Raw genomic sequence first — 23,319 nt, 5'->3', positions numbered from 1 at the left:
CTGAAGCAAGGAGGGATAACTCTAAGTATATCTGAGTCCTCTATTAAGCTACAGAATTGCTTTTAAGATTAAGAAACAAAATGCCTAGCAGAAGCTAGGCATTAACAAATAAAACTCAGTGACTATTACCAGAATGTATCGCGCCGTTTGGCTCTAGCGATGATATTCTCTGGCATGCGGTTTTCCAGACCTTGTCTTAACACCGATATACGCCGATGCGTTCGTTGGTCTGCGCTGATCGAGTTATAAAGCCATCGATACGCATCTTCATAGTCGAGAGGGCTGCCATAGTCACGTAAAAGTAACTCGGCCAAATGAATACGTGCGTTTAAATTGCCCATAGCGGCGGCTTCGCGCAAATAAGGAATCGCTCGTTCTTTATCTTGCTGTACCAGTGTACCACGAGAATAATAACGACCGAGCTGCTCAAGGGCTGAAGGCAAACCTTGATGTGCCGCATTTTCCATATAGTAAATGCCTAACTCAACGTCTTGCTCAACACAAACGCCCCACGCCAGCATGTCACCATACAGGAATTCGTAAGAAGGCAAACTAATACGAGTCGCTCGAGCAACGATATCTTCCACTAACTGGCATTTATCGGCTTTGACTCGTTCTAGATGCTTATTTTGTTCGATCAGTTTAATTAATTCAGCTTCAGTATAAATGGGAATAGGCTCACCCACTTCCGCCACTTTTGCATGACTCAATGATGAACTTAGTACCATGATTAACGAAGCTGCTACTATTCGTAGCTTCATATCTGCACTCTTTATCAAATTCCGAACGCCCCATCAGTATAGTGAACTTTCACATTGGGGGCATGGGCTTGATTTATGTATCGGCAACAGAGATAAACTCTTTAGACAAAACTTGCCTAGCTCGGCAACTTCTTGCCACTGATGAACAAAATAACATCAAACAGGACATAAAAAAACCGACCATTTAGGCCGGTTTTTGCAATTACTTATATTTCAACCATTTCGCTTTAGCTTTGGCTTTAGCATTAAGCGCTAAATGGGTGAACCTTAATAATTGTTTCATTACGATCTGGACCCGTTGATATAATATCAATCGGAACACCGGTCAGTTCTTCAATACGGCTGATGTAATCTAGAGCCGCTTTTGGAAGCGCGTCGATAGATTGGGCACCGAACGTATTCTCAGACCAGCCTGGCATGGTTTCGTAGATTGGCGTTGCTTCTTCAAATGACTCCGCAGCCATTGGAGAAACTTCCAAGATAGAGCCGTCTTTCATCTTGTAACCAGTACAGATTTTCAACTCTTCTAGGCCATCAAGTACGTCTAGTTTAGTGAGACACATGCCCGAAAGAGAGTTGATCTGGATAGCACGACGCATTGCAACGGCATCAAACCAACCAGTACGGCGTAGACGACCTGTTGTCGCGCCAAATTCATGACCAACATCGCCCAAGTGCTTACCGACTGGGTCTTGCTTATCAAGGCCATCGTACAATTCAGTTGGGAACGGACCAGAACCGACACGAGTACAGTAAGCTTTAGTAATACCCAGGATGTAACCGATGTGACGTGGACCAAAACCAGAACCCGCAGAAACACCACCAGCAGTCGTGTTTGAAGAGGTTACGTATGGGTAAGTACCGTGGTCGATATCAAGTAAAGTGCCTTGTGCGCCTTCAAACATGATTTTATCACCGCGTTTGCGCGCAGCATCAAGTTCATCAGTTACGTCAATAACCATTGACGTTAGCATGTCAGCATAGCCCATCGCTTGCTCTAGAACTTCTTCATAGCTAACTGGGTCAACTTTGTAGAAATGCTCAAGTTGAAAGTTATGGAATTCCATAACTTTCTTTAATTTTTCAGCAAATGCAGCTTTATCGAAAAGATCACCAACGCGAAGACCGCGACGAGCAACTTTATCTTCGTATGCTGGACCAATACCGCGACCAGTTGTACCAATCGCTTTTTTGCCAAGAGCAATTTCACGCGCCTGATCAATAGCAATATGGTATGGAAGAATGAGTGGACAAGCTTCAGAAATGAATAGACGTTCCATTACCGGAATGCCGCGCTCTTCTAGAGGTTTCATTTCTTTAAGAAGTGCTTCAGGCGATAATACAACTCCGTTACCGATAACACATTTTACGTTATCACGAAGGATGCCTGATGGAATTAAGTGAAGAACGGTTTTCTCACCGTCAATGACTAGAGTGTGACCTGCATTATGTCCACCTTGGTAGCGAACAACATACTTTGCATCTTCAGTTAAAAGGTCAACTATTTTGCCTTTACCTTCGTCACCCCATTGGGTGCCTAGAACGACTACGTTATTTCCCATCTTTCCAGTTCTGTTAGTTGTTAAAAATGGATTCTAGCACCGAATCACACTTCTTGCAGTCATTTTTTAATCATAACTATTCAATGTCACACTAACTGACTGAGCTATTTGAGAAACAAGCCGAGGAGTATCACTGTGAATATTAGCTCTGTTGCAGATGTATTTTTAACCCAATACTTTCAGGTGATTACCTTGTGGGATTACCTTGTGAGATTAGTTTGTGCGATGGCATGGAAGATAGAGGACCGCATGTTGAAACTAACCACCGAATTCTGTTTCAAAATAAAAACGCCACCGATTAGAAGATGGCGTTTTCTCTTGTTCAGTATGCCGCTCCTTCATTGGAGCAGGCGCACAATATACCTGACAAATTAATGTGAGCTGCAATTACCGCTTCCGCAGCAACCGTCTTTCTCTTTTTTCTCGCCGTGACCTTCACCACCACAACAACCACCTTCATGGTCATGATCATGATCGTGACCACCACAACCGCCTTCTTTATGAACATGACCATGCTCAAGCTCTTCTGCAGTGGCTTCACGAACAGCAATAACTTCTACGTCAAATGTTAAAGTCTGACCCGCAAGCATATGGTTACCGTCTACCACGACTTCATCACCATCGACTTCTGTAACTTCCACAGGGATTGGGCCTTGATCGGTATCCGCAAGAAAGCGCATGCCAACTTCAATTTCTTCGACGCCTTGGAATACATCAGCAGGAACACGTTGAACAAGCTCATCACTGTGCTCACCGTAACCATCTTCAGGAGAGATCGTCGCAGAGAACTTGTCGCCAGCTACCTTACCTTCTAGTTTGCTTTCTAGACCCGTAATCAAATTGTTGTGACCATGAAGGTAATCAAGAGGCGCATCAGCCGTTGATTGATCAACAACTGCACCTTCAACTTTCACTTCATATGCCAAGCTAACGACAACGTTCTTTTCAATTTTCATATTTGCTCCAAGGCAGTTAAAGCTTGAGACACTCCCCAAGCAAAAATTCAGGACTTGAGTTTTCCCCAAATCAGTTGGCTATATTATGGGGATCAAATAAAGAAACTCAATTATTCCGGCTTAAAAATTCCAATCATTTCCTGTGACGCATGTTCACTAGAATCTACAGATTTCGGTTTACGCTGATCCACATGCTGACACTCAACACACTCAACCATTTCTATGTTGTTCTCTATCCACCAACGCAAAGCGTCTGGCGCTTGACACTTCGGACAGCTTGCGCCTGCGATAAAGCGTTTTTTTACTTTCTTTTCAAGATGACTCACAATCACTCCTTTGGTATCTGGGGTTCCACACCACCAGCATGACTACTTATCCCAATAATTATGAGATTGACTATCGTTATCCATCTCTCGGCCAAAGATCTCTTCCAACTCTTTGCGTGCTTCTTTTGCTCTTAACGCGAGTTGTTTGTCTTGTTTATGCTGAGGTAATAACTCTTTTAACATTGTGTTATCGAGCTTTCTAAAGTGCGCTTCCGCACGTTTTGCTTGATATGGGTGCATCCCTAGTTCGGTCAACGCTTGTTTGCCAAGATCTAATGCACCTAGAAAGGTCTCACGCGAGTACTTATCGACGCCATGATTAAGCAATTGATACGCTTCAACCCGGCTACGCGCGCGCGCCAATATTTTTAGCTTTGGAAAGTGCTGTTTACACAAGTCTACGATTTTAATGATTTCATCTGGCGTATCGGTGCATATGACGATCGCTTCGGCTTTGTCTGCCCCCGCAGCACGTAATAAATCGAGCTGAGTGGCATCACCATAAAAGACTTTATAGCCAAACTTTCTCAATAACTGAATTTGGCTTGCGTCACTTTCTAACACGGTAATCTTGATTTTATTGGCGTACATCAATCGCCCAACAACCTGACCAAATCGACCAAAACCGGCAATGATGACTCTCGGTTCTTTATTGATGATATCGGATGAGATCCCACTCGACTCTTGCGCATTTAAAAATTTGGCAAACCACTTTGCTTGGACCATCAACAAAATGGGCGTCGTGACCATAGATAAACTCACTACAACCAACAAGAACGACAGTTGATCAGCACTCAGAAGACCTTCGGCGGTAGCGGCGGTAAAAATAACAAACGCGAATTCACCACCTTGGCTAAGAATCGCGGACATTTTACTGCGAGCTTTAGCGCGAATACCAAAGAAGCGGGCGAGCAGATAAAGCACCCAACCTTTAACAAAGACAAGACCCGCAACCGCTAACAACACCTTCATGGGCTCTAACGCCAGCAAACCCAAATTGGCAGCCATTCCCACCGAAATAAAGAACAGACCAAGCAGTAAACCTTTAAAAGGCTCAATGGCGATCTCTAGCTCGTGGCGATATTCACTTTCAGCCAAAAGAACCCCGGCAAGGAACGTGCCTAAAGCCATCGATAAGCCCAGTTGCTTCATGGTCAGCGCAATACCAATGACCAATAATAGCGCAGCAATGGTGAAGACCTCTCGAACACCACTCAACACAACATATCGAAACAAAGGACGAAGCAGAAAATGTCCTCCAATGAGCAATCCAGCAACGCCACCGAGCATCCAGATGGCATCGAGCCAGTTCCCTGCTGTGTTCCCTGCCAGAATCGGCAGTATCGCTAACATAGGAATGACCGCGACATCTTGAAACAGTAACACCGCAAAGCCCGACTGACCTGTTTCTCCGCCGGCTAATCCACGCTCTTCTATTACTCTCAGTGCGATGGCTGTAGAAGAGAGCGCGAGCCCCATACCGATCACAAGACTGGTCTGCCAACTTAGATCAAACACGCTAACAATAGCGGAGATAATGACAGTGGTAATCACCACCTGAGCGCCGCCTAAGCCTAAAATGGGCCCCCGCATTTGCCACAGCTTTTTCGGGTTCAACTCCAAACCAATGAGAAACAACAGTAGAACAACACCAAACTCAGCAAAGTGCAAAATAGCTTCTACATCACTGATTAACCCCAGTCCCCAAGGACCTATTGCGACCCCCGCGATCAAGTACCCCAAAACGGAACCCAAACCCACTCGTTGCGCTAGCGGTACAGCAACAACAGCCGCGGTAAGGAAAATGACACTGCTTTGCAAAAAATCATACTCAATTGCCATGCTGATCTCCTTGCGTGCCATTCTGTTCTATTTGACCAGATTCTACTGTGACGTCGAATTCGGTGATTGGAGATTGTAACCATTGACGATAAAAATCAGCATGCTGGTAACGTTCTGCATCCGTCACGTTTCTCGACCAATACAGCACTAAGGGTTCAACCCAAGTCATACGACACAGGGACGCCATTAACTCAAAAGGTTGTAAAATTTGCTCTAATGGGTACTTGTTGTAACCTTTCTCACAAAACGCCTCAGCATTCCCCCCAGTGGTGATCACATTGCGCCAAATCTTATTTTCTAATTGGCATGTATCACCAAAAGCAAACCCCTTACTCAATACTCGATCAAACCACTCTTTAAGCAGTGATGGGCAAGAGTACATATAAAGAGGGTGTTGAAACACAATGACATCATGCTCTAGCAAAAGCTGATGTTCGAAGGCAACATCAATAAAAAAGTCGGGATAATGGGCATAGAGGTCATGAATGGTCACATGTTCAAGTGATTCGATTTTTTTTAGCATCACCTGGTTAGCGATTGAGTTATTAGGCTCTGGGTGAGCGTAAATCACTAATACTTTGAGAGGTTTTTGATTTGAGCTATTGAGTTCCGTCATTTCGCAAGCAATCATCCTAGCATGTTGTAAAGTTGTTATTCTTTTTTAGCATCATAACCCAATTTGTATAATGATCGACATTTATCCTTATTAGACCTACTATTTGTCGCCATAAATGCCACCACGTGCAAGTTAATATTTTATGATTATCTTTTCTGACATTCAGTTACTTAGAGGCGGAAAGCCTCTCTTAGAACAAGCCTCTGCCACAATCCACCCTGGTGACAAGGTGGGATTAGTCGGTAAAAACGGCTGCGGAAAATCCACACTTTTTGCTCTACTTAAAGATGAGCTGTCTATCGATGCTGGATCATTTAGCCAGCCTTCTCATTGGGAGTTAGCCTGGGTAGCACAAGAAACACCGGCACTTGAACGTGGTGCGCTTGAGTATGTCATTGATGGTGATCGTGAATATCGTGCCCTAGAACAAGCACTGTTAGATGCAGAAGCCGCTGATGATGGAACTCTGGTCGCAGAACTGCACGGAAAAATTGAAACCATTGGTGGTTATACCATTAATTCAAGAGCCGCTGAGCTTCTCGATGGATTGGGATTTAGCCAGGAGCAAATGAGTTGGAGTCTGACCCAATTCTCGGGGGGCTGGCGAATGCGCCTCAACCTTGCTCAAGCGCTTCTTTGTCGCTCTGATTTATTACTTCTCGATGAGCCCACCAACCACTTAGATTTAGATGCGGTTATGTGGCTTGAGCGCTGGCTACAAAGCTACCCTGGCACATTGCTTCTTATTTCCCATGACCGAGATTTCCTAGACCCGATCGTTGGCCGAATCGTACATGTAGAAAATCAACAGCTTAACGAGTACACCGGTAACTACTCTTCTTTTGAAACACAACGAGCGCAAAAGTTGATTTTGCAGCAAGCTATGTTCCAAAAACAGCAGAAACAAATGACGCATATGCAAAGCTATATTGACCGTTTTCGCTACAAAGCGTCGAAAGCACGACAAGCTCAAAGTCGAATTAAAGCGTTAGAAAAAATGGAAAAAGTGCTACCCGCGCAGTTTGATAACCCATTCAGCTTTGAATTTAAAGAGCCAGCCGCCCTACCTAATCCAATCATGATGATGGATGATGTCAGTGCAGGTTACGATAACACTCTGATCTTAGAAAAAATCCGCCTTAATCTTGTTCCCGGTAGTCGTATCGGTCTTTTAGGACGCAATGGCGCAGGTAAATCAACGTTAATCAAACTCCTATCAGGTGAATTAAAGCCTCAATCTGGTGATTTAGGCTATTCTCAAGGCGTTAAAATTGGTTACTTTGCTCAGCATCAACTCGAAACCTTACATCCTGATGAAACGCCGTTACAGCATATGATGCAGATAGCGCCTGGTAAGACCGAGCAGCAACTGCGCGATTACCTAGGCAGCTTTGGTTTCCAAGGTGAAAAGGCACTGGATAAAGTAGCACCCTTTTCTGGCGGAGAAAAAGCACGCCTTGTTCTCGCTCTCGTTGTGTGGCAAAAACCGAATCTATTGCTACTCGATGAACCAACCAACCACCTTGATTTGGATATGCGCCAAGCTCTGACGTTTGCTCTGCAGACCTTTGAAGGGGCTATGGTGATTGTCAGTCACGATCGTTACTTACTCAGAGCAACAACCGATGACCTGTATTTGGTCCACGATCGTCAAGTCGCCCCTTTTGATGGTGACCTTAGTGATTATTACAAGTGGCTCACTGAACAACAGAAAATTGAACGGAAAGAAGCCCAAGCAGATCTGCCAGAGAAAAACAGCAGCAACAGCGCAGCTGGGAAAAAAGAGCAAAAACGCCGGGATGCCGAGTTTAGAAAATTAACCGCGCCATTGCGTAAAAATCTCACTCAGTTAGAGAAAAAAATGGATAAGCTCAATGACGACATTTCCACCGCTGAGCAGCATTTGTCAGACACTTCTCTTTATGATGCAGAAAATAAAGCTAAGCTTAATGAAGTACTCGCGCTTCAGGCAACCAGTAAATCTCAACTCGAGCAGGTTGAAATGGAGTGGATGGCCGAGCAAGAAGCCTTAGAGCAAATGGAAGAGGAATATAACCAGTAATGACTCAAACACGCGCGAATATCTCCTTAACACTTGAAAGGCTATGGCAGTTTAGTCTTCAATATTACAGTGTGCGTGAGGTTAAGCAGGCGTGTTTGGAGCTTCAAAATCAGTTCCATGGCAACGTCAATTTATTGCTACTTCTGAAATGGTTAGATGAACAAAAAGTCAGTTTTCAAGACGAAGACTGGCACAAAGTTGAAGAATGTCTCGGGCGCTCAGAGGCATTGCTTCATAGCTACCGAGAGCTCAGACGGAAACTCAAACGCCATGTTCCCGATACTCTTTATCGCGAATCACTGCAATTTGAGCTTCAACTAGAAAAACAACAGCAATCTGATCTCGTTGATTGCATTAATGGGCTGCCTTTGAACCATTGCGAACACCAATCACTCACGCAACGCTACTGCCGTCAACTGGGCGGTGAGCACCTATACCAAGCTTTTTCAGCTCCAGCGCCTTGCGATAAACACTAACGGTCCCCTATGACTCAATTTCATCCAGCTACGGGCATAAAAAACCCGCATCTACAAACCATTGTGCCACGCTTTATACGTAAAAATGCCTTATTTGAACCTATCTGGCAGACGCTAGACACGCCAGACGGTGACTTTGTTGACCTAGCTTGGAGTGAAGATCCGCTATCAGAGAGTGCAATACAAAAGCCCATTTTTGTTCTATTTCACGGATTAGAGGGCAGCTTTTATAGCCCATACGCCAATGGATTAATGCACGCTTTTGCCAAGCAAGGCTGGCTTTCGGTTATGATGCACTTTCGCGGTTGCAGTGGAAAACCGAATAACCTCGCACGAGCGTATCATTCTGGCGAAATAGAAGACGCTCGCTTTTTTCTGAACTACCTAAACATGCGTTTTCCCACCAATCCGAAAGTGTCCGTCGGTATCTCACTGGGTGGCAACATGTTGGTCAACTATCTTGCCCACTACCAAGACAATCCACTGTTGGATGCGGCGACCATAGTATCCGCACCACTGGATCTGTCCGCGTGTTCTGAGCGAATTGAGCAAGGGTTTTCGAAAGTGTATCGGCGTTATTTAGTCTCTTCTTTGAAAAAAAGCGCTCTGCACAAACACCGCCTGCTTAAAGGTGAGCTTGGGCTTTCTTATCAACGTATCAAGCGCATCTCCAAGTTGTATGAATTTGATGAACTGATTACTGCGCCCTTACATGGTTTTGAAAGTGCGCAGAGCTATTATCAACGTTGCTCTGGTATTCATCGATTACAAGACATCACCTTACCCTTGCAGATCATTCATGCCAAAGACGATCCCTTTATGACCCAGGCGGTGATACCGAGTTTCATTTTACCCGATAACATCAATTACCAGTTATTGGAGCATGGCGGCCATGTTGGGTTTATCTCAGGGAGTTTAACGAACCCAGGTTTCTGGTTAGAACAAGTTCTCCCAGATTATTACGAAACATTAAAGCACGCACCATCAAATCAAAACCACGAATAGGCCACTATGATTATTCCTTGGCAACAAATAGAAAACGATACTTTAGACAACCTTATTAAGGAGTTTGTCCTTCGCGAAGGAACCGATTACGGAGAGATTGAATGCTCTTTGCAAGATAAAATTGAACAGGTAAAAACGTTACTTAAAAGCGGCGATGCGACAGTTGTGTTCTCAGAGTTGCATGAAACAGTCGACATAAAAATGCGTAAATCGCTATAGCCTTCTCGCTTTTCGTTTCACTCACTTTACTGGCGTAGACCTTTCCATTTGGCATGCTATAGTGAAACGCTAACGTTAAGATTTATCGAATACTCAACAAGTAAGTTACATTTACGACAAGGTTAGTCATGTCAGCAAAACATCCTATTATCGCGGTAACTGGCTCTTCTGGAGCAGGAACCACCACCACATCAGAAGCGTTTCGCAAAATGTTCAATATGATGAACGTGAAACCAGCGTGGGTGGAAGGTGACAGCTTTCACCGCTTCACTCGACCAGAAATGGATGTGGAGATCCGAAAATCCAGAGAACAAGGTAAACACATCAGTTACTTTGGTCCGCTGGCCAACGACTTTCCTACCCTAGAGGAATTTTTCCGTACTTACGGTAACGAAGGAACTGGGCAGGTACGACGTTATCTTCATACCTTCGATGAAGCGGTCCCTTACAATCAAATGCCCGGCACCTTCACACCGTGGCAAGATTTACCTCAAGACTCAGATGTGCTGTTTTACGAAGGGCTGCATGGTGGCGTTGTCGACGGGGATGTCAATGTTGCCCAACATGTTGATCTACTCATAGGCATGGTTCCGATTGTTAACTTAGAGTGGATTCAAAAGTTTGTTCGAGACACACGAGACCGTGGCCACTCACGCGAAGCCGTCATGGATTCGATTGTTCGATCTATGGATGATTACCTCAATTATATTACCCCTCAGTTTTCTCGCACTCATATTAACTTTCAGCGTGTTCCTACGGTTGATACATCAAACCCACTTAACGCAAAAGGCATCCCTAGTCTGGATGAAAGCTTTGTCGTTATTCGCTTACGTGGCATAAAGAATGTCGACTTCCCATACCTCCTCGCTATGATTGATGGCTCTTTCATGTCACGACATAATACATTGGTGGTACCAGGTGGGAAGATGAGCTTTGCGATGGAACTGATTGCAAGACCAATCCTGCAGCAGCTGATCGAAACCGGGAAAATTGGATAAACTCTCATCAAAGAAGTCGATTACTTTTCATACCGTGATCATGTGCACATTTTTGCGTAAAATAACCGCGTATAGAAGCGATTAAAATCAAGAAATTTGAAGTAAAAAAGGATACTATTCTTAACCGAGATACTAGATAGCTTGCAGCATGAATAACGTGCTCTTATCCTAAGCAGGCTTATTTTAGGCTAGCTGACTGTATGGAAAGCGACAAGCACACCGCGGAAAGCGACAAGCACACCTTCAGAGGAAGTGAGATATTATGGTTTTAGGTAAACCTCAAACAGATCCAACACTAGAGTGGTTTCTTTCACACTGTCATATTCATAAGTACCCTTCAAAAAGCACGCTGATTCACGCCGGCGAAAAAGCCGAAACGTTGTACTACATCGTTAAAGGCTCTGTAGCGGTACTGATCAAGGATGAAGAAGGTAAGGAAATGATTCTTTCTTACCTAAACCAAGGTGATTTTATTGGCGAGCTAGGCTTGTTTGAAGAAGATCAAGAGCGTACTGCATGGGTTCGTGCTAAATCTCCTTGTGAAGTTGCTGAGATTTCTTTCAAGAAATTCCGTCAACTTATCCAAGTTAACCCAGACATTCTAATGCGTCTTTCATCACAAATGGCTAACCGTCTACAAGTGACAAGCCAAAAAGTGGGTGATTTAGCCTTCCTAGATGTGACTGGCCGTATTGCACAAACGCTGCTTAACCTAGCAAAACAACCTGATGCAATGACTCACCCTGACGGCATGCAGATTAAGATCACTCGTCAAGAGATTGGTCAAATCGTTGGCTGTTCTCGTGAGACCGTTGGTCGTATCTTAAAGATGCTAGAAGAACAGAACCTAATTTCTGCACACGGTAAAACTATCGTTGTATACGGAACTCGTTAATTTCTAATGATTAGAAATTGATAAAAATCAGAAAGCCACCCTCAGCAATGTGGGTGGCTTTTTTATGTCTACGGCTAATCAAAACGAAAAACGGTTCTATTGGCTATCAGTACTTTTGACTATCAATACTTTTGGCTATCAATACTTTGTGCATTGAGTTATCAGCTATCAGTGCTTTCAAAAATCTTATCGGCTGAAGCCGCAACAAAACCCGTATAAAGTTCACCATTTGCCATCGGATAACGCTTGGCAAACTCATAAAAGCCACCTGGTATCGTTTTCTTGCCCTCGCTAAATGTCACCTCGACCTTATCGGCCATCGTCGAAGACTGCTCAAGCAGCACATCTGGTGAGCCTTTCACTTCGCCACCCGATTCATTTATCTTAAAACCCGATTGACGAAGATGATCGTTGACGTCTTTCACTTCTGAAAATTGATTGAGTTGATTCACACTCACAGTGAAGTGATTGGCTCCATAGCCATGGGCCGCTAGCCATGCTGCATATTCACTCTCGCTGGCCAATGTTTGGTAATCGGTATCACTTAGATCCCAAAGCCGGCCACCGAACAAGAATTCATGACCTTTCAGCTTACTAGGATCCAATTGCTCAACAAGCTTAGCAACGATCTGTTGTAGCTCACTTGAGCACTCATCCACTTTAAGCTCACTAATAAACACTTTAGGTTGCTTAGGGTCAGGGTGTTCATAGTGTTTGGCAACGAGTTTTTTACTCTCGAACTCATAGTCACCGCATGCCACGTACCCGGCATCTAAGAATGGCTTCGCTAACGTAGCAATCCCAAGAGGGGAAGAATTGAAGGTTCTCAAGGCGATATGGTCATTAATCAAAACGTCCTCTTCGCGCAACAATTTATGCACAATCTCAGCCGATGGGCACAGACGGTCAATATAATCATTCCATAAAGCCGTAAATAAAGTATCCGGTGTCATAACGAGTCCTTAATTCGGTGATTGATATATAAATAGAAAGCTACAGTTCAATCCCTGGGCTAAACGTCGCTGGTAAAAGAGTTTCGTCGCCTTCCATTGAAGCCATTGGATAAGCGCAGTAGTCAGCAGCGTAATAAGCACTTGGCCTTAGGTTGCCCGACGCCCCAGGGCCTCCAAATGGTGCATCACCACTGGCCCCAGTCAACTGTCTGTTACGGTTCACAATACCGGCACGAATGTGGTCAACAAAGTAATCCCATTCGCTGTCGTCAGTTGAAATAAGCCCCGCGGATAATCCAAAGCGAGTGTCGTTAGCCATCTCTACCGCTCGTTCTAGGCTGTCATAGCGAACGACTTGCAATAACGGCCCAAAATATTCTTCATCTGGTAATTCATCGACCGCAGTCACATCTATGATACCTGGTGAAACAAATGCCGCTTCTCCTGCTTTGGCTTCTACCAGACTTTCGCCCCCAAGAGAATGAAGGTTAGCTTGAGCGTGTAAAATAACCTTAGCGGCATCCATCGAGATTTGAGGGCCCATAAATGGCGCAGGTTCAGCAAAAGGTTGATCAACTTTTATTTTTTTTGTGGCCTCAACAAGACGACCGAGCAACACATCCCCTTTCTCACCGTGCGGAACGTAAAGGCGACGAGCACAGGTGCAGCGTTGACCTGCGCTGATGAAAGCAGACTGGATGATGGTATAAACCGTCGCGTCAACATCCCCAAATTGCTCAGAGATCACCATTGGGTTGTTTCCGCCCATCTCTAGTGCCAGCATTTTGCCTGGCTGACCTGCAAATTGGCGGTGTAATACGTGCCCCGTATTGGCACTGCCGGTAAAGAGCACACCGTCAATGCCTTTGGAATCGGCCAGTGCAATCCCTGTTTCTTTGGCACCTTGAACCAGATTAAGCACACCAGCAGGTAAACCTGCCTGTTGCCATAGCTTCATGGCAAACTCACCAATCCACGGCGTTTGCTCTGAAGGTTTAAACACTACCGTGTTTCCCGCCAGCAATGCAGGCACGATGTGACCATTTGGAAGGTGGGCAGGGAAATTATAAGGCCCGAAAACGGCCATCACACCTAATGGTTTATGACGCAGAACGATTTGGTTTCCGGCGGCTTCGCGTCTCGCTTCCCCTGTGCGCTCATGGTATGCGCGGATTGAGATAGCGATCTTTCCAGCCATCGCGCCAGCTTCGGTGCGCGTTTCCCAAATAGGCTTGCCGGTTTCTTTGGCAATAATCTCAGCAATCTCTTCACTGTGTTCTTTTACTTTCTCGGCAAAAGCTAACACCACTTTCTCTCGCTCAGCAAAGCTTCGATTCTTCCATTCAACAAGGGCGCTTCGAGCCGCAGTGACCGCCGATTCCACCTGAGTGGGAGTCGCGCTATCACCCTGCCATATTTGTTGGTTGTTGTATGGGCTTGTTGAAACCATCGCATCGCCTTGTCCTGCGATCCACTCGCCACCAATCCAATGAGTCATAATGAAATCCTTGTACTTTTTACTGAGAAAATTAGGTTACCGAAGAAAAAATTACAGATAAAAACCGTTACTGGGCGAGCATACGCACATAGTCATCCTGAGAAACCTGCAATGCTTTAGCGACATCAGACGCTAAAATCACCGTGTTACTTGCATGGTCATACGCTGCTTTTGCTGCGGTGGCACGGAAGTTCTCAAATGAAGTATTTGATATTAAGTAATGATCAGCACTTGTGTGCTCTGAAATCACCACTTTGGCTCGAAATGAGTGGCGTACTGACTCAATATTTCGAGCATCACACTCTACGGTAGGGCCTGCATCAAAAATATCGACGTAGTTTCGACAGGTGAAGCCTTCACGCTCTAGCAGTTTCAGTGCTGGCAATGTGTTGTCATGAACTTTACCAATCACAGCCTGAGCTTCTTTACTCAGCAAGTTGATATAAATTGGCAGCTTAGGCATCAGATCGGCGATAAAGCCTTTCTTACCAATACCGGTTAAATAATCGGCCATGGTGAAGTCAATCGAGAAGAAATGCTCCTGGAGCCATTGCCAAAATGGGGAGTTTCCTTCGTCATCGGATACCCCACGCATCTCCGCGAATATGGTTTTTGAGAATCGATGTGGGTGTTCCGCCAACATCAAGAATCGACACTTAGACATCAAACGTCCATTCAACCCACCACGAAAACTTGGTCGTAAAAACAGCGTGCAAATTTCAGTACAGCCTGTGTAGTTATTACCAAACGTCAGCAATTTAACCACGTTATTCACGCCCAATTTAGGCGATGCGTGGACCACAGTACTGATGTGATAGGAATAAAAAGGCACATCCCAACCGATAGAAGCTTCCACTCCCGTACAACCTGCCACTTCACCACTTTCACTATCAAAGCCGACCATTAGGTAGCCTTCATCCCCCGGCTCTGTCACGTCGCCTTTTGCAAAGCTGTATTCAGAGTGTTGGATACGATTAGTCAGCAGTTCTTCGTTAACAGGAAGAGATGTAAAACCGTGACCAGATTCCACTGCACAAGTGTGCAAGGCATCGTAGTCAGACATTGAAATGGGACGAATAACCAGCATCGAAATTCCCTCCTGATGCAATAGGGGCTAAAAAGAGTCTCTAGCCCCTGAACGGTATTCAGACGAATACGTATAGGTTGTTAACTTATTTCGAGGTTAACGATGCGATTGCCGCATCAAGCTTAGCAAGCCCTTCTTCGATCTCTTGTGGAGAAATCACCAAAGACGGCGTAAAGCGAACGACATTGGCACCCGCGACCAACACCATAAGCCCATGTTGACCAGCTGCCACTAACACATCACGAGCACGACCTTGCCACTGATCATTAAGTGCAGCGCCTAGTAACAAGCCTTTGCCACGTATTTCAGCAAAGATTTGGTACTTATCATTAATCTTAGCTAATCCCTGACGAAAGAGCGCTTCACGTTCTTTAACACCCGCTAATGTTTCAGGCTGGCTGACAACATCAACCACCGCTTCTGCAACGGCACAAGCAAGTGGGTTACCGCCATAAGTCGAACCATGAGTGCCCACTTTCAGGTGTTCAGCCAACGCTGATGTGGTGAGCATGGCACCAATTGGGAAGCCGCCACCGAGTGATTTCGCCGTGCTCAAAATATCCGGTGTGATTCCTAACCCTTGATAAGCATAGAAATCGCCAGTACGGCCATTGCCGGTTTGAACTTCATCAAAAATAAGCAGAGCGTTGTATTTATCACACAGCTCGCGAACCGCTTTCATAAATTCATTGGTCGGAGAGATGATGCCGCCTTCTCCTTGAAGTGGCTCCATCATGATGGCGCAAGTGCGCTCCGACATATGTGCTTCTAGTGCCGCGATATCATTGTATGGTAAATGCGTAACATCGCCAGGTTTTGGGCCAAAACCATCTGAATAAGCCGCTTGACCACCCACAGTAACGGTGAAAAAAGTACGGCCATGGAACCCTTGTTCAAAGGCAATGATTTCTGATTTTTCAGGGCCATGAACATCCGCTGCCCAACGACGAGCAAGCTTTAGGGCCGCTTCATTGGCTTCCGCACCAGAGTTAGCAAAGAACACTTTTTCAGCAAAGCTAACCTCGGTCAGCTTTTTAGCCAATCGCAGTGCCGGCTCATTCGTCATGACATTACTTAAATGCCAAATTTTATTACCCTGTTCTGTTAGTGCGTTGACCATAGCTGGGTGACAATGACCTAAACAGCTCACTGCAATACCACCAGCAAAGTCGATGTACTCATGACCTTCTTGATCCCAAACTCGCGCGCCTTCCCCTTTTACTGGAATCATTTCCATTGGGTTATAACAAGGAACCATCACCTCGTTAAATAATTCGCGTTCTACCTTTTCTTTCCCTGAACCAAAATTTTCAGCTGTCATTGCACATTCCCTCTTAACACGACCAACCAGCAGTTCTGCGTATTACCCTCTCAAAATGAAGGAATATAAAATTTCGCATTTTTACTGCTGCAGCATTGTATTTACATTCAATTAACCATTTCAATAGTGAATTATTCTTTTCAAGCGTGGGGTCATCCACAGATAGTCACTACACATGACTATTTATGCATCAAGTTGGTTCTTTTATGAAGCTTTTTTTTTGTAAGGGTCGCGAGTGACAGCAACAACTCAGTCGTATCAAGGTGATAAATTGTTAGAGAATATCTGTTGCGAATAGTTTTTCATTCGCTGATGCGCACTAAGAATATGAAAGAAATGTTAAGAAAGGTGATCGCGGTCAGATCGAACGATCCGCCTAGCGGGCTAAGAAGTTGGCGAGTAACTCGTGGCCTTGCTCTGTTTTGATCGATTCAGGGTGAAACTGAACCGCATCGATGGGCAACGTTTTGTGCTGATACCCCATTATTTCATCGAGGGAACCATCGGAAAGTGTGGTCCACGCGGTTATTTCAAAACAGTCTGGCAGGGTGCCATTTTGTACTACTAGCGAATGGTATCGAGTGACCGTTAGGGGGTTGTTTAAGCCACGAAAGACGCTGCGATTGGTATGAGTAATTGGGGATGTTTTGCCATGCATGACCTGTCGAGCACGCACGACGTTTGCACCAAAAACCTGGGCAATGGCTTGATGTCCTAAGCACACTCCCATCATAGGCAACTTACCAGCAAAGTGTTCGATGGCAGCCAGAGAGATACCCGCTTCATTAGGCGTACAAGGACCAGGAGAAATAACAAGGTGTGACGGCTTTAACGCTTCGATTCCAGCGACATCAATCGCATCATTACGCACAACCTTAACCTCTGCACCCAATTCACAAAAGTATTGGTACAGGTTATAGGTAAACGAATCGTAATTATCGATAATCAATAGCATGGCAACAATACAGCTCAACACATTGAAACATTTCAGAGGGCGGTATTGTGCAATACCAAGTAGGAAAGGCAAGTATTAACGCTGAAAAAAATGAAATAAGGCCAGTAAACACTGGCCTTAACGTTTTACACTTGAATGAGCTAGACGCTAGGAATCACGACGTCGCCACATCATCAGACCGAACATCGACACTAGTGCGCCTAGGCCAAATGAACCTCCCATCTGTAACTCTAGAACGGCAGGATCATGGTCAGATGAACGGTAGTGATCTTGGTATTTCGGAAAATCACCTTTGAACTCTTCGTTGTAATCAAACAGCGTCGATTCTCCGCCATTGATATGCCAATCTGTCGCGTCCACCACTTTTTCCGCTAAGCTCTCACTGATCAGTAAGTGATCTAAAGCACCGACTTCATCATTGTATGAGTAACTCCAACTTTTTGGATGGTGCATCTCAACCGCATTGATGTAACCGAAACTCTTGGTGATCACAGCGCCGTCATCTCCAAATTGTGGTTCACCCGCAATAAAGGTATTACGTGCTGCTTTGATCGCTTTGCCGTACTTCTCAGCACTGTAATCGGTAAGGATAAGCATTGGATCTTCCTTACCATACGCATTCATATCGCCAAGAATGACTTTATGCCCTTTGATCTCTTCCAGTGCTTCACCTAACGCAACCACTGCCGCAACTCGGAAATTTTCACACGACCCTTGCTTGTCGGCGTCAACCCCACCCTGACCACCTTGCTCTATCGGAGCTGCATCCTCCCAACATTTTGAGCCTTTCGATTTAAGGTGATTCACCGCAACGGTGATTCTCTCTTTGGTCCCTTTCACTTTAAACGTAGGAGCAAGAGAATCACGTTGATAGTTTTTACCACTTTCAATCACTTTGCCCTTATCATCGATCACTTCAGGTGCCAGTTGACTTGGCATCGCAATCACACGGCTCTGTTTTAACTTCACAGCCTTACTGCGATAAATCACACCCGTGGTAATAACATCGGTCCCAATAGAATCTAGGTGATTCGTCTCACCGTCTTGATTCGAATCGATCGCCACAAATTTATAGTGATCTTTTTGTTTCGGGATGCGCAAGTTAATTTGATCGACGAGTTGCGTAATCGCTCCGCTGGCACCAAACCCATTGTTTTCAATTTCCATCAAGCCAATGATGTCGGCATCAAGTAACAAAATAGCATTGACGATTTTTTGCTGTTGAACTTCAAACTCTTCGTAGCTATTTGCACCGCGGTTGTCGCCATGTAAATTCGCATCACCACCAAATGGAGAATTGAAGTAGTTCAATACATTGAACGTCGCGATACGTAAATCACCTCGATTCATTTGAGGGCGTTCAGTACGAGGATCGTTGCGAACAAAATTATCACGGCTCAATTGATTGGTCGCAATGAGTCGATACTCGCCGTAGCTATAACTTAAAACACCTTCTAGACCAATAATCGAATCATCGATGCGAATGTAATCTTCCGTTGACCCATTTTGATCGATATCTGTGCGGCCAAAGTCTGGATAGTACGGGATCTGTCCGTTGGGGGCTTTCTGATCGGTCTCAACAAATACTCGAGCCAGTTTATTACGCAGATTTTGCTCATTCGCTTGCTCAGAGCCTGCCGCATACAATTGGTTTGGCTGCATATTAATTTCACCTTGCGCCAGCACCATATTGTTACGACGCCCGGCATAGTCATAGCCAAATGTACGTGTCACACGCATATCAAGCGCTTCTGTGGTTTTGACCAACATGCCTTCATAGCGCTCTAGAGTTTGTTCGAAATTCTCATCGCTTTCTAGTATTTCAATGGCAACAGCGGAAGGTGCCGTTTGATCACTGACCTTGATCCAGTTGTTGTTTTCCACTTTTAGCTGAGTATGGCTGTAATACTCTTGAACCTTGCCTTTGACACAAACAACATCACCAGCCACTAAGTCTGATTGAGATGAGTTGGTATGAACAAACAATCCTTCAGACGTGCTTGAGTTATAGTCGTCATTTAAAGCCTGAAGATAAAACCCTTTCGTCAGCCCTGTGGTCACCGCCGTTACCACACCTTCAACGAAATGTTCCTCATCCGTAATATATGGGTAGCCACTGATAAACGGAGAGCTGGCCCCTTCTCCTTGGATATCTTGAATAGCAGTAAAGACTGGCGTTGAATCGTTTTGAGTACAAGCAAAGGCTTGTGGCAATTCAACCGCTTCCAACGCTCCTAAGCCTTCAATATTGTCAGTCGCTTGTGCCACCCATTGAGATGCTTGGTAAGTGCTAGAAGGGGTAAGGTCAGCGCGAACCAAAGTCACATCTTTACCCCAATCAACATCGCCCATAATGCCTAACATGTCATGAACTCTGCCATCAGCATTGAGCAGTGCTATCGGATCATCGCCATTAAAGTTCACCACTGAGCCGTTATTCTCATTGGTGACGTCTTGTATCGCCTGGCTTGCGCTTGAGTGAGAAATCACTAAGACTTGATTCGCCTCAATCACTTTGCCGGCAAGAGACAAAGTGCTTCCCCATGAGCCATTACCATTGCTTGATTTAGCCAATTGAAAGTCATCTAAACTCACGGCGGTATCACCGGTGTTGGCAATTTCGATGGCTTTGTTGTAACTGGTGCCTTCCACATATTGAGAAAGAATCACATCAGCGAGTGCGGGTGCAGCCAGCGTTGAACCCACCACAAGAGCAAGCAAGCTACGTGTAAATTTGGTTTCCATTATCTACCTCTGAGTACCATCAAGAATGTCGTGTTGCATTTAAGATGGTGTTCCATGTCACGTTAATTGAATTGTCGTTTTTATTTTGCCCGCTCAGTGTTGGACTTTTATGTAAGCAATAGAAACATTCACCCTATTTATCGAGATCTCGATCTCATATCCAAATCAAATAGCTGAATGGAGCGCATGCTTTCAACAAGCAAAGTAAACGGAAAGATAGGTTTGGTCGGGACTTGTAGATAACTGATGGATTTATAAATAAAAAAGCCCTTAGCATGGCTAAAGGCTTTGAACAATCACGGTGCTATTGTCGTAATAGAATCAACGAAGACTCTGTGTTCGTATTATGGACGGGTAACAAAACCCACCGCTTCGTACGCTTTTTTCAACGTTACTTCTGCTCGTGCTGATGCTTTTTCAGCACCCGTTTTCATGACACTGTTTAAGTACGTGCGATCTTCACGAATACGATGGTATTCCGCTTGAATGGGCTCCAACATAGCGACAATCGCCTGACCCACATCTTTCTTAAATGGGCCGTACATTTCGACGCCTTGATAGTCAGCCTCAATCTCTTCGAACGTTTTACCCGTTGCCGCAGAGTACAAACCCATTAGGTTCGAAATACCCGCTTTGTTTTCCCAATCATTAGCAATACGTGGCGGTGTTTCTGTATCCGTTTGAGCTTTATTAATCTTTTTAAGGATCGATTTAGGATCTTCAAGCAGAGTAATTACGTTCTTACGATTATCGTCTGACTTAGACATCTTCTTAGAAGCGTCTTGTAAGCTCATGACACGCGCATTTACGGTTGGAATGTAAGGCTCTGGGATTTGGAAGATTGGTTGTTCTGGTGTGCTATACACATTGTTAAAACGTGTCGCGATATCACGAGCAAGCTCTAAGTGCTGCTTCTGATCATTACCAACCGGAACTTGATGTGTTCCGTACAGTAAAATATCCGCCGCCATCAACACTGGGTAACCAAATAGACCCGCATTAACATCGTTTGCATAGCGAGCTGACTTATCTTTAAACTGAGTCATTCGGCTCAGCTCGCCCATTTGAGTGTAACAGTTAAGAAGCCAACCAAGCTGAGCATGCTCTGGTGCATGTGACTGAACAAATAGCGTGCTCTTCTTTGGATCAACACCAACCGCAAGACAAATTGCGAGTGCATCTAGAGTCGCTTCATTGAGTGCTTTTGGGTCCTGACGAACCGTAACAGCGTGAAGGTCTACAACACAGTAGTGGCAATTATAGTCATCTTGCATCTGTTGCCATTGACGTAGAGCACCCAAGTAGTTGCCGATACTAAGTTCACCTGACGGTTGAACGCCACTGAATACAATGGGTTTGCTCATGCTAATGATTCCTTTGACTTCATAATGATTAATTAAAAAAACCGTGTCGAATTGATCAACACGATTTTAGCAGTGTACTCATTGGCAAGTATATTACTAGAGGATTGTGGTAACTTTTCTGAGCTTTACGCTGAAACGAGAACGACTTCGAGCAATTGACCAATATCATCAGCCACATAGTCAGGGTTAGACGCAGAAATCGGCTCACCGTGGTTATAACCATAGGTAAGACCAAATGAATAGCAACCGGCGTTTTTGGCGGCTTTGATATCATTACTCGAGTCCCCGACCATCAGCATTTCATCCGCTTTAACGCCATGTTTTTCTAGCAACCAGTTTAACGCCATCGGATCCGGTTTTTTGTTCGCGAAAGTATCGCCACCAATGACATCAGTAAAGTACTGAGCAATATCATGCTGAGCAAGCACGTCCGGCACAAATTTCGTCGGCTTGTTGGTCACGATAGCCATCGTAAAGCCCGCTTTGGAGAGCGCAGCGAGAGTCTCTTTAACCGATGGGTAAAGGTGGCTCAGCTTATGACCGCCTTGCTCATAAAAGTCATCAAACAAGATGCGCGCTTTGCGGCGAGTCTCTTCACTCAACTCTGGATTCACGGTTAAATTCTGGCTGAGCGATCGGCCAATTAATATGTCTGCACCGTTACCAACATAGTCACGAACTTGTTCTTCCGTTACAGATGGGAAACCCAAGGCTTTGACAGCAAGGTCAGCAGCGATCGCCAGATCTGGCACGCTATCTAACAGGGTTCCATCTAAATCGAAGGCAATCAGTTTTATTGAGCTTAATGGCATCTTACTTTCCTATTTATTATGTTCGTCTTAAAGGTTGAGCAACAAGACGTAAAAAAGGGGCTAATGAGCCCCCCTTAATCTAAATTTTTGATTTTAGGTCAACAGATCTTAGTTCTACTTTTATGCGTTAACTTTTGCAAGCTCAGCGCGCATTTCGTCAATGACTTCTTTGTAATCAGGACGACCAAATATCGCCGAACCTGCAACAAACATATCGGCGCCGGCTTCGGCAATCTCACGAATGTTATCGACTTTAACGCCACCATCAATCTCTAAGCGAATATCACGGCCAGATTCATCAATCATCTTACGAACAGAACGAAGTTTATCAAGAGCATGAGGAATAAACGATTGACCACCAAACCCTGGATTCACCGACATCAGAAGAATCATGTCGACCTTATCCATAATAAACTCAAGACAAGACAATGGGGTTGCAGGGTTTAATACCACGCCCGCTTGGCAACCATGTTCTTTGATGAGCTGTAAAGTACGATCAACGTGCTCAGAGGCTTCGACATGGAACGTAATCATCGTCGCGCCCGCTTTCGCAAAGTCTGGGATAATGCGATCGACTGGCTTCACCATAAGATGAACATCGATTGGTGCAGTAATGCCATAGTCTCGTAGTGCTTTACAGATTGGCGCACCGAACGTTAGGTTAGGTACGTAATGGTTATCCATCACATCAAAGTGCACAACATCGGCACCGTCTGCGAGTACTTTTTCAACGTCTGCGCCTAGGCGAGCAAAATCCGCCGATAAAATGGATGGAGCGATGAGAAAATCTTTCATACCTAGCCTCTATGTTTAAATTTGTGCTTAAGTCCGTACTTAAATGCGTGCTTAAAATACCTAATGGGATA

Annotated in this window: 21 protein-coding genes; 6 read left to right on the top strand and 15 right to left on the bottom strand. The window is 44.9% G+C overall.

Annotation, left to right across the window (positions count from 1 at the left end):
- Nucleotides 1–125: 125 nt before the first annotated feature.
- From QF117_RS07095 to kefG, 6 genes are all read right to left on the bottom strand, one after another.
- A complete protein-coding gene (locus tag QF117_RS07095) occupies nt 126–761 on the bottom strand; it encodes a tetratricopeptide repeat protein (protein ID WP_282388374.1) in 636 nt (211 codons plus the stop codon).
- Between the two features lie 245 nt (nt 762–1,006).
- Nucleotides 1,007–2,323: an adenylosuccinate synthase gene (locus tag QF117_RS07090; RefSeq protein WP_282388373.1), complete on the bottom strand. Its 1,317-nt coding sequence runs from the start codon at nt 2,321–2,323 to the stop codon at nt 1,007–1,009.
- A 371-nt stretch (nt 2,324–2,694) separates the two neighbouring features.
- Complete coding sequence (gene slyD / locus QF117_RS07085; protein WP_282388372.1) at nt 2,695–3,279, bottom strand: peptidylprolyl isomerase; 585 nt, start codon at nt 3,277–3,279, stop codon at nt 2,695–2,697.
- 110 nt (nt 3,280–3,389) lie between these two features.
- A complete protein-coding gene (locus QF117_RS07080; protein ID WP_282388371.1) occupies nt 3,390–3,605 on the bottom strand; it encodes a YheV family putative zinc ribbon protein in 216 nt (71 codons plus the stop codon).
- Nucleotides 3,606–3,647: 42 nt separating this feature from the next.
- Nucleotides 3,648–5,447, bottom strand: coding sequence for a glutathione-regulated potassium-efflux system protein KefB (gene kefB, locus QF117_RS07075; RefSeq protein WP_282388370.1), 1,800 nt, complete (start codon nt 5,445–5,447; stop codon nt 3,648–3,650).
- Nucleotides 5,437–6,063, bottom strand: a complete 627-nt coding sequence (gene kefG / locus QF117_RS07070) for a glutathione-regulated potassium-efflux system ancillary protein KefG (RefSeq protein WP_282388369.1) — start codon at nt 6,061–6,063, stop codon at nt 5,437–5,439. Before kefG ends, kefB begins: the two co-directional genes overlap by 11 nt.
- Nucleotides 6,064–6,205: 142 nt before the next feature.
- Between kefG and QF117_RS07065 the strand changes: the two genes are divergently transcribed.
- The 6 genes from QF117_RS07065 to crp all read left to right on the top strand — a co-directional run bounded on the left by QF117_RS07065 (nt 6,206) and on the right by crp (nt 11,718).
- Nucleotides 6,206–8,125 carry an ABC transporter ATP-binding protein gene (locus QF117_RS07065; RefSeq protein WP_282388368.1) on the top strand — a complete coding sequence of 640 codons (1,920 nt, stop codon included), beginning with the start codon at nt 6,206–6,208 and terminating at the stop codon, nt 8,123–8,125.
- Nucleotides 8,125–8,601 carry a TIGR02444 family protein gene (locus QF117_RS07060; protein WP_282388367.1) on the top strand — a complete coding sequence of 159 codons (477 nt, stop codon included), beginning with the start codon at nt 8,125–8,127 and terminating at the stop codon, nt 8,599–8,601. Before QF117_RS07065 ends, QF117_RS07060 begins: the two co-directional genes overlap by 1 nt.
- A 9-nt stretch (nt 8,602–8,610) precedes the next feature.
- Nucleotides 8,611–9,606, top strand: coding sequence for a hydrolase (locus QF117_RS07055; RefSeq protein WP_282388366.1), 996 nt, complete (start codon nt 8,611–8,613; stop codon nt 9,604–9,606).
- Between the two features lie 6 nt (nt 9,607–9,612).
- Entirely contained in the window at nt 9,613–9,825 is a 213-nt protein-coding gene (locus QF117_RS07050; protein ID WP_282388365.1) for a YheU family protein, read from the top strand.
- 128 nt (nt 9,826–9,953) lie between these two features.
- The gene (locus tag QF117_RS07045; protein WP_017036096.1) at nt 9,954–10,823 is read left to right on the top strand and encodes a phosphoribulokinase; all 870 of its coding nucleotides are present in this window, start codon (nt 9,954–9,956) and stop codon (nt 10,821–10,823) included.
- A gap of 262 nt (nt 10,824–11,085) precedes the next feature.
- On the top strand, nt 11,086–11,718 hold the full coding sequence (crp, locus tag QF117_RS07040) for a cAMP-activated global transcriptional regulator CRP (protein WP_017036097.1): 633 nt from the start codon (nt 11,086–11,088) through the stop codon (nt 11,716–11,718).
- Between the two features lie 161 nt (nt 11,719–11,879).
- Here the strand turns inward: crp and QF117_RS07035 are convergent, their stop codons facing one another.
- The 9 genes from QF117_RS07035 to rpe all read right to left on the bottom strand — a co-directional run bounded on the left by QF117_RS07035 (nt 11,880) and on the right by rpe (nt 23,248).
- A complete protein-coding gene (locus tag QF117_RS07035) occupies nt 11,880–12,671 on the bottom strand; it encodes a DUF1338 domain-containing protein (RefSeq protein WP_282388364.1) in 792 nt (263 codons plus the stop codon).
- A 40-nt stretch (nt 12,672–12,711) separates the two neighbouring features.
- The gene (astD, locus tag QF117_RS07030; RefSeq protein ID WP_282388363.1) at nt 12,712–14,169 is read right to left on the bottom strand and encodes a succinylglutamate-semialdehyde dehydrogenase; all 1,458 of its coding nucleotides are present in this window, start codon (nt 14,167–14,169) and stop codon (nt 12,712–12,714) included.
- A 67-nt stretch (nt 14,170–14,236) separates the two neighbouring features.
- Nucleotides 14,237–15,256, bottom strand: coding sequence for an arginine N-succinyltransferase (gene astA / locus QF117_RS07025; RefSeq protein WP_017038796.1), 1,020 nt, complete (start codon nt 15,254–15,256; stop codon nt 14,237–14,239).
- An 85-nt stretch (nt 15,257–15,341) separates the two neighbouring features.
- On the bottom strand, nt 15,342–16,577 hold the full coding sequence (locus tag QF117_RS07020) for an aspartate aminotransferase family protein (RefSeq protein WP_282388362.1): 1,236 nt from the start codon (nt 16,575–16,577) through the stop codon (nt 15,342–15,344).
- Between the two features lie 376 nt (nt 16,578–16,953).
- Complete coding sequence (locus QF117_RS07015; RefSeq protein ID WP_282389436.1) at nt 16,954–17,532, bottom strand: aminodeoxychorismate/anthranilate synthase component II; 579 nt, start codon at nt 17,530–17,532, stop codon at nt 16,954–16,956.
- A 147-nt stretch (nt 17,533–17,679) separates the two neighbouring features.
- The gene (locus QF117_RS07010) at nt 17,680–20,277 is read right to left on the bottom strand and encodes an ExeM/NucH family extracellular endonuclease (RefSeq protein ID WP_282388361.1); all 2,598 of its coding nucleotides are present in this window, start codon (nt 20,275–20,277) and stop codon (nt 17,680–17,682) included.
- Nucleotides 20,278–20,621: 344 nt separating this feature from the next.
- Nucleotides 20,622–21,641 carry a tryptophan--tRNA ligase gene (gene trpS / locus QF117_RS07005; RefSeq protein WP_282388360.1) on the bottom strand — a complete coding sequence of 340 codons (1,020 nt, stop codon included), beginning with the start codon at nt 21,639–21,641 and terminating at the stop codon, nt 20,622–20,624.
- A gap of 125 nt (nt 21,642–21,766) precedes the next feature.
- A complete protein-coding gene (locus QF117_RS07000; RefSeq protein ID WP_017038791.1) occupies nt 21,767–22,453 on the bottom strand; it encodes a phosphoglycolate phosphatase in 687 nt (228 codons plus the stop codon).
- A gap of 120 nt (nt 22,454–22,573) precedes the next feature.
- Entirely contained in the window at nt 22,574–23,248 is a 675-nt protein-coding gene (rpe, locus tag QF117_RS06995) for a ribulose-phosphate 3-epimerase (protein ID WP_282388359.1), read from the bottom strand.
- Nucleotides 23,249–23,319: the final 71 nt, after the last annotated feature.

The sequence above is a fragment of the Vibrio sp. YMD68 genome (assembly GCF_029958905.1).
GTDB lineage: Bacteria > Pseudomonadota > Gammaproteobacteria > Enterobacterales > Vibrionaceae > Vibrio.
The sequence above is the reverse complement of the archived record's forward strand: the minus strand, read 5'-3'. Positions and strand labels throughout refer to the sequence as shown.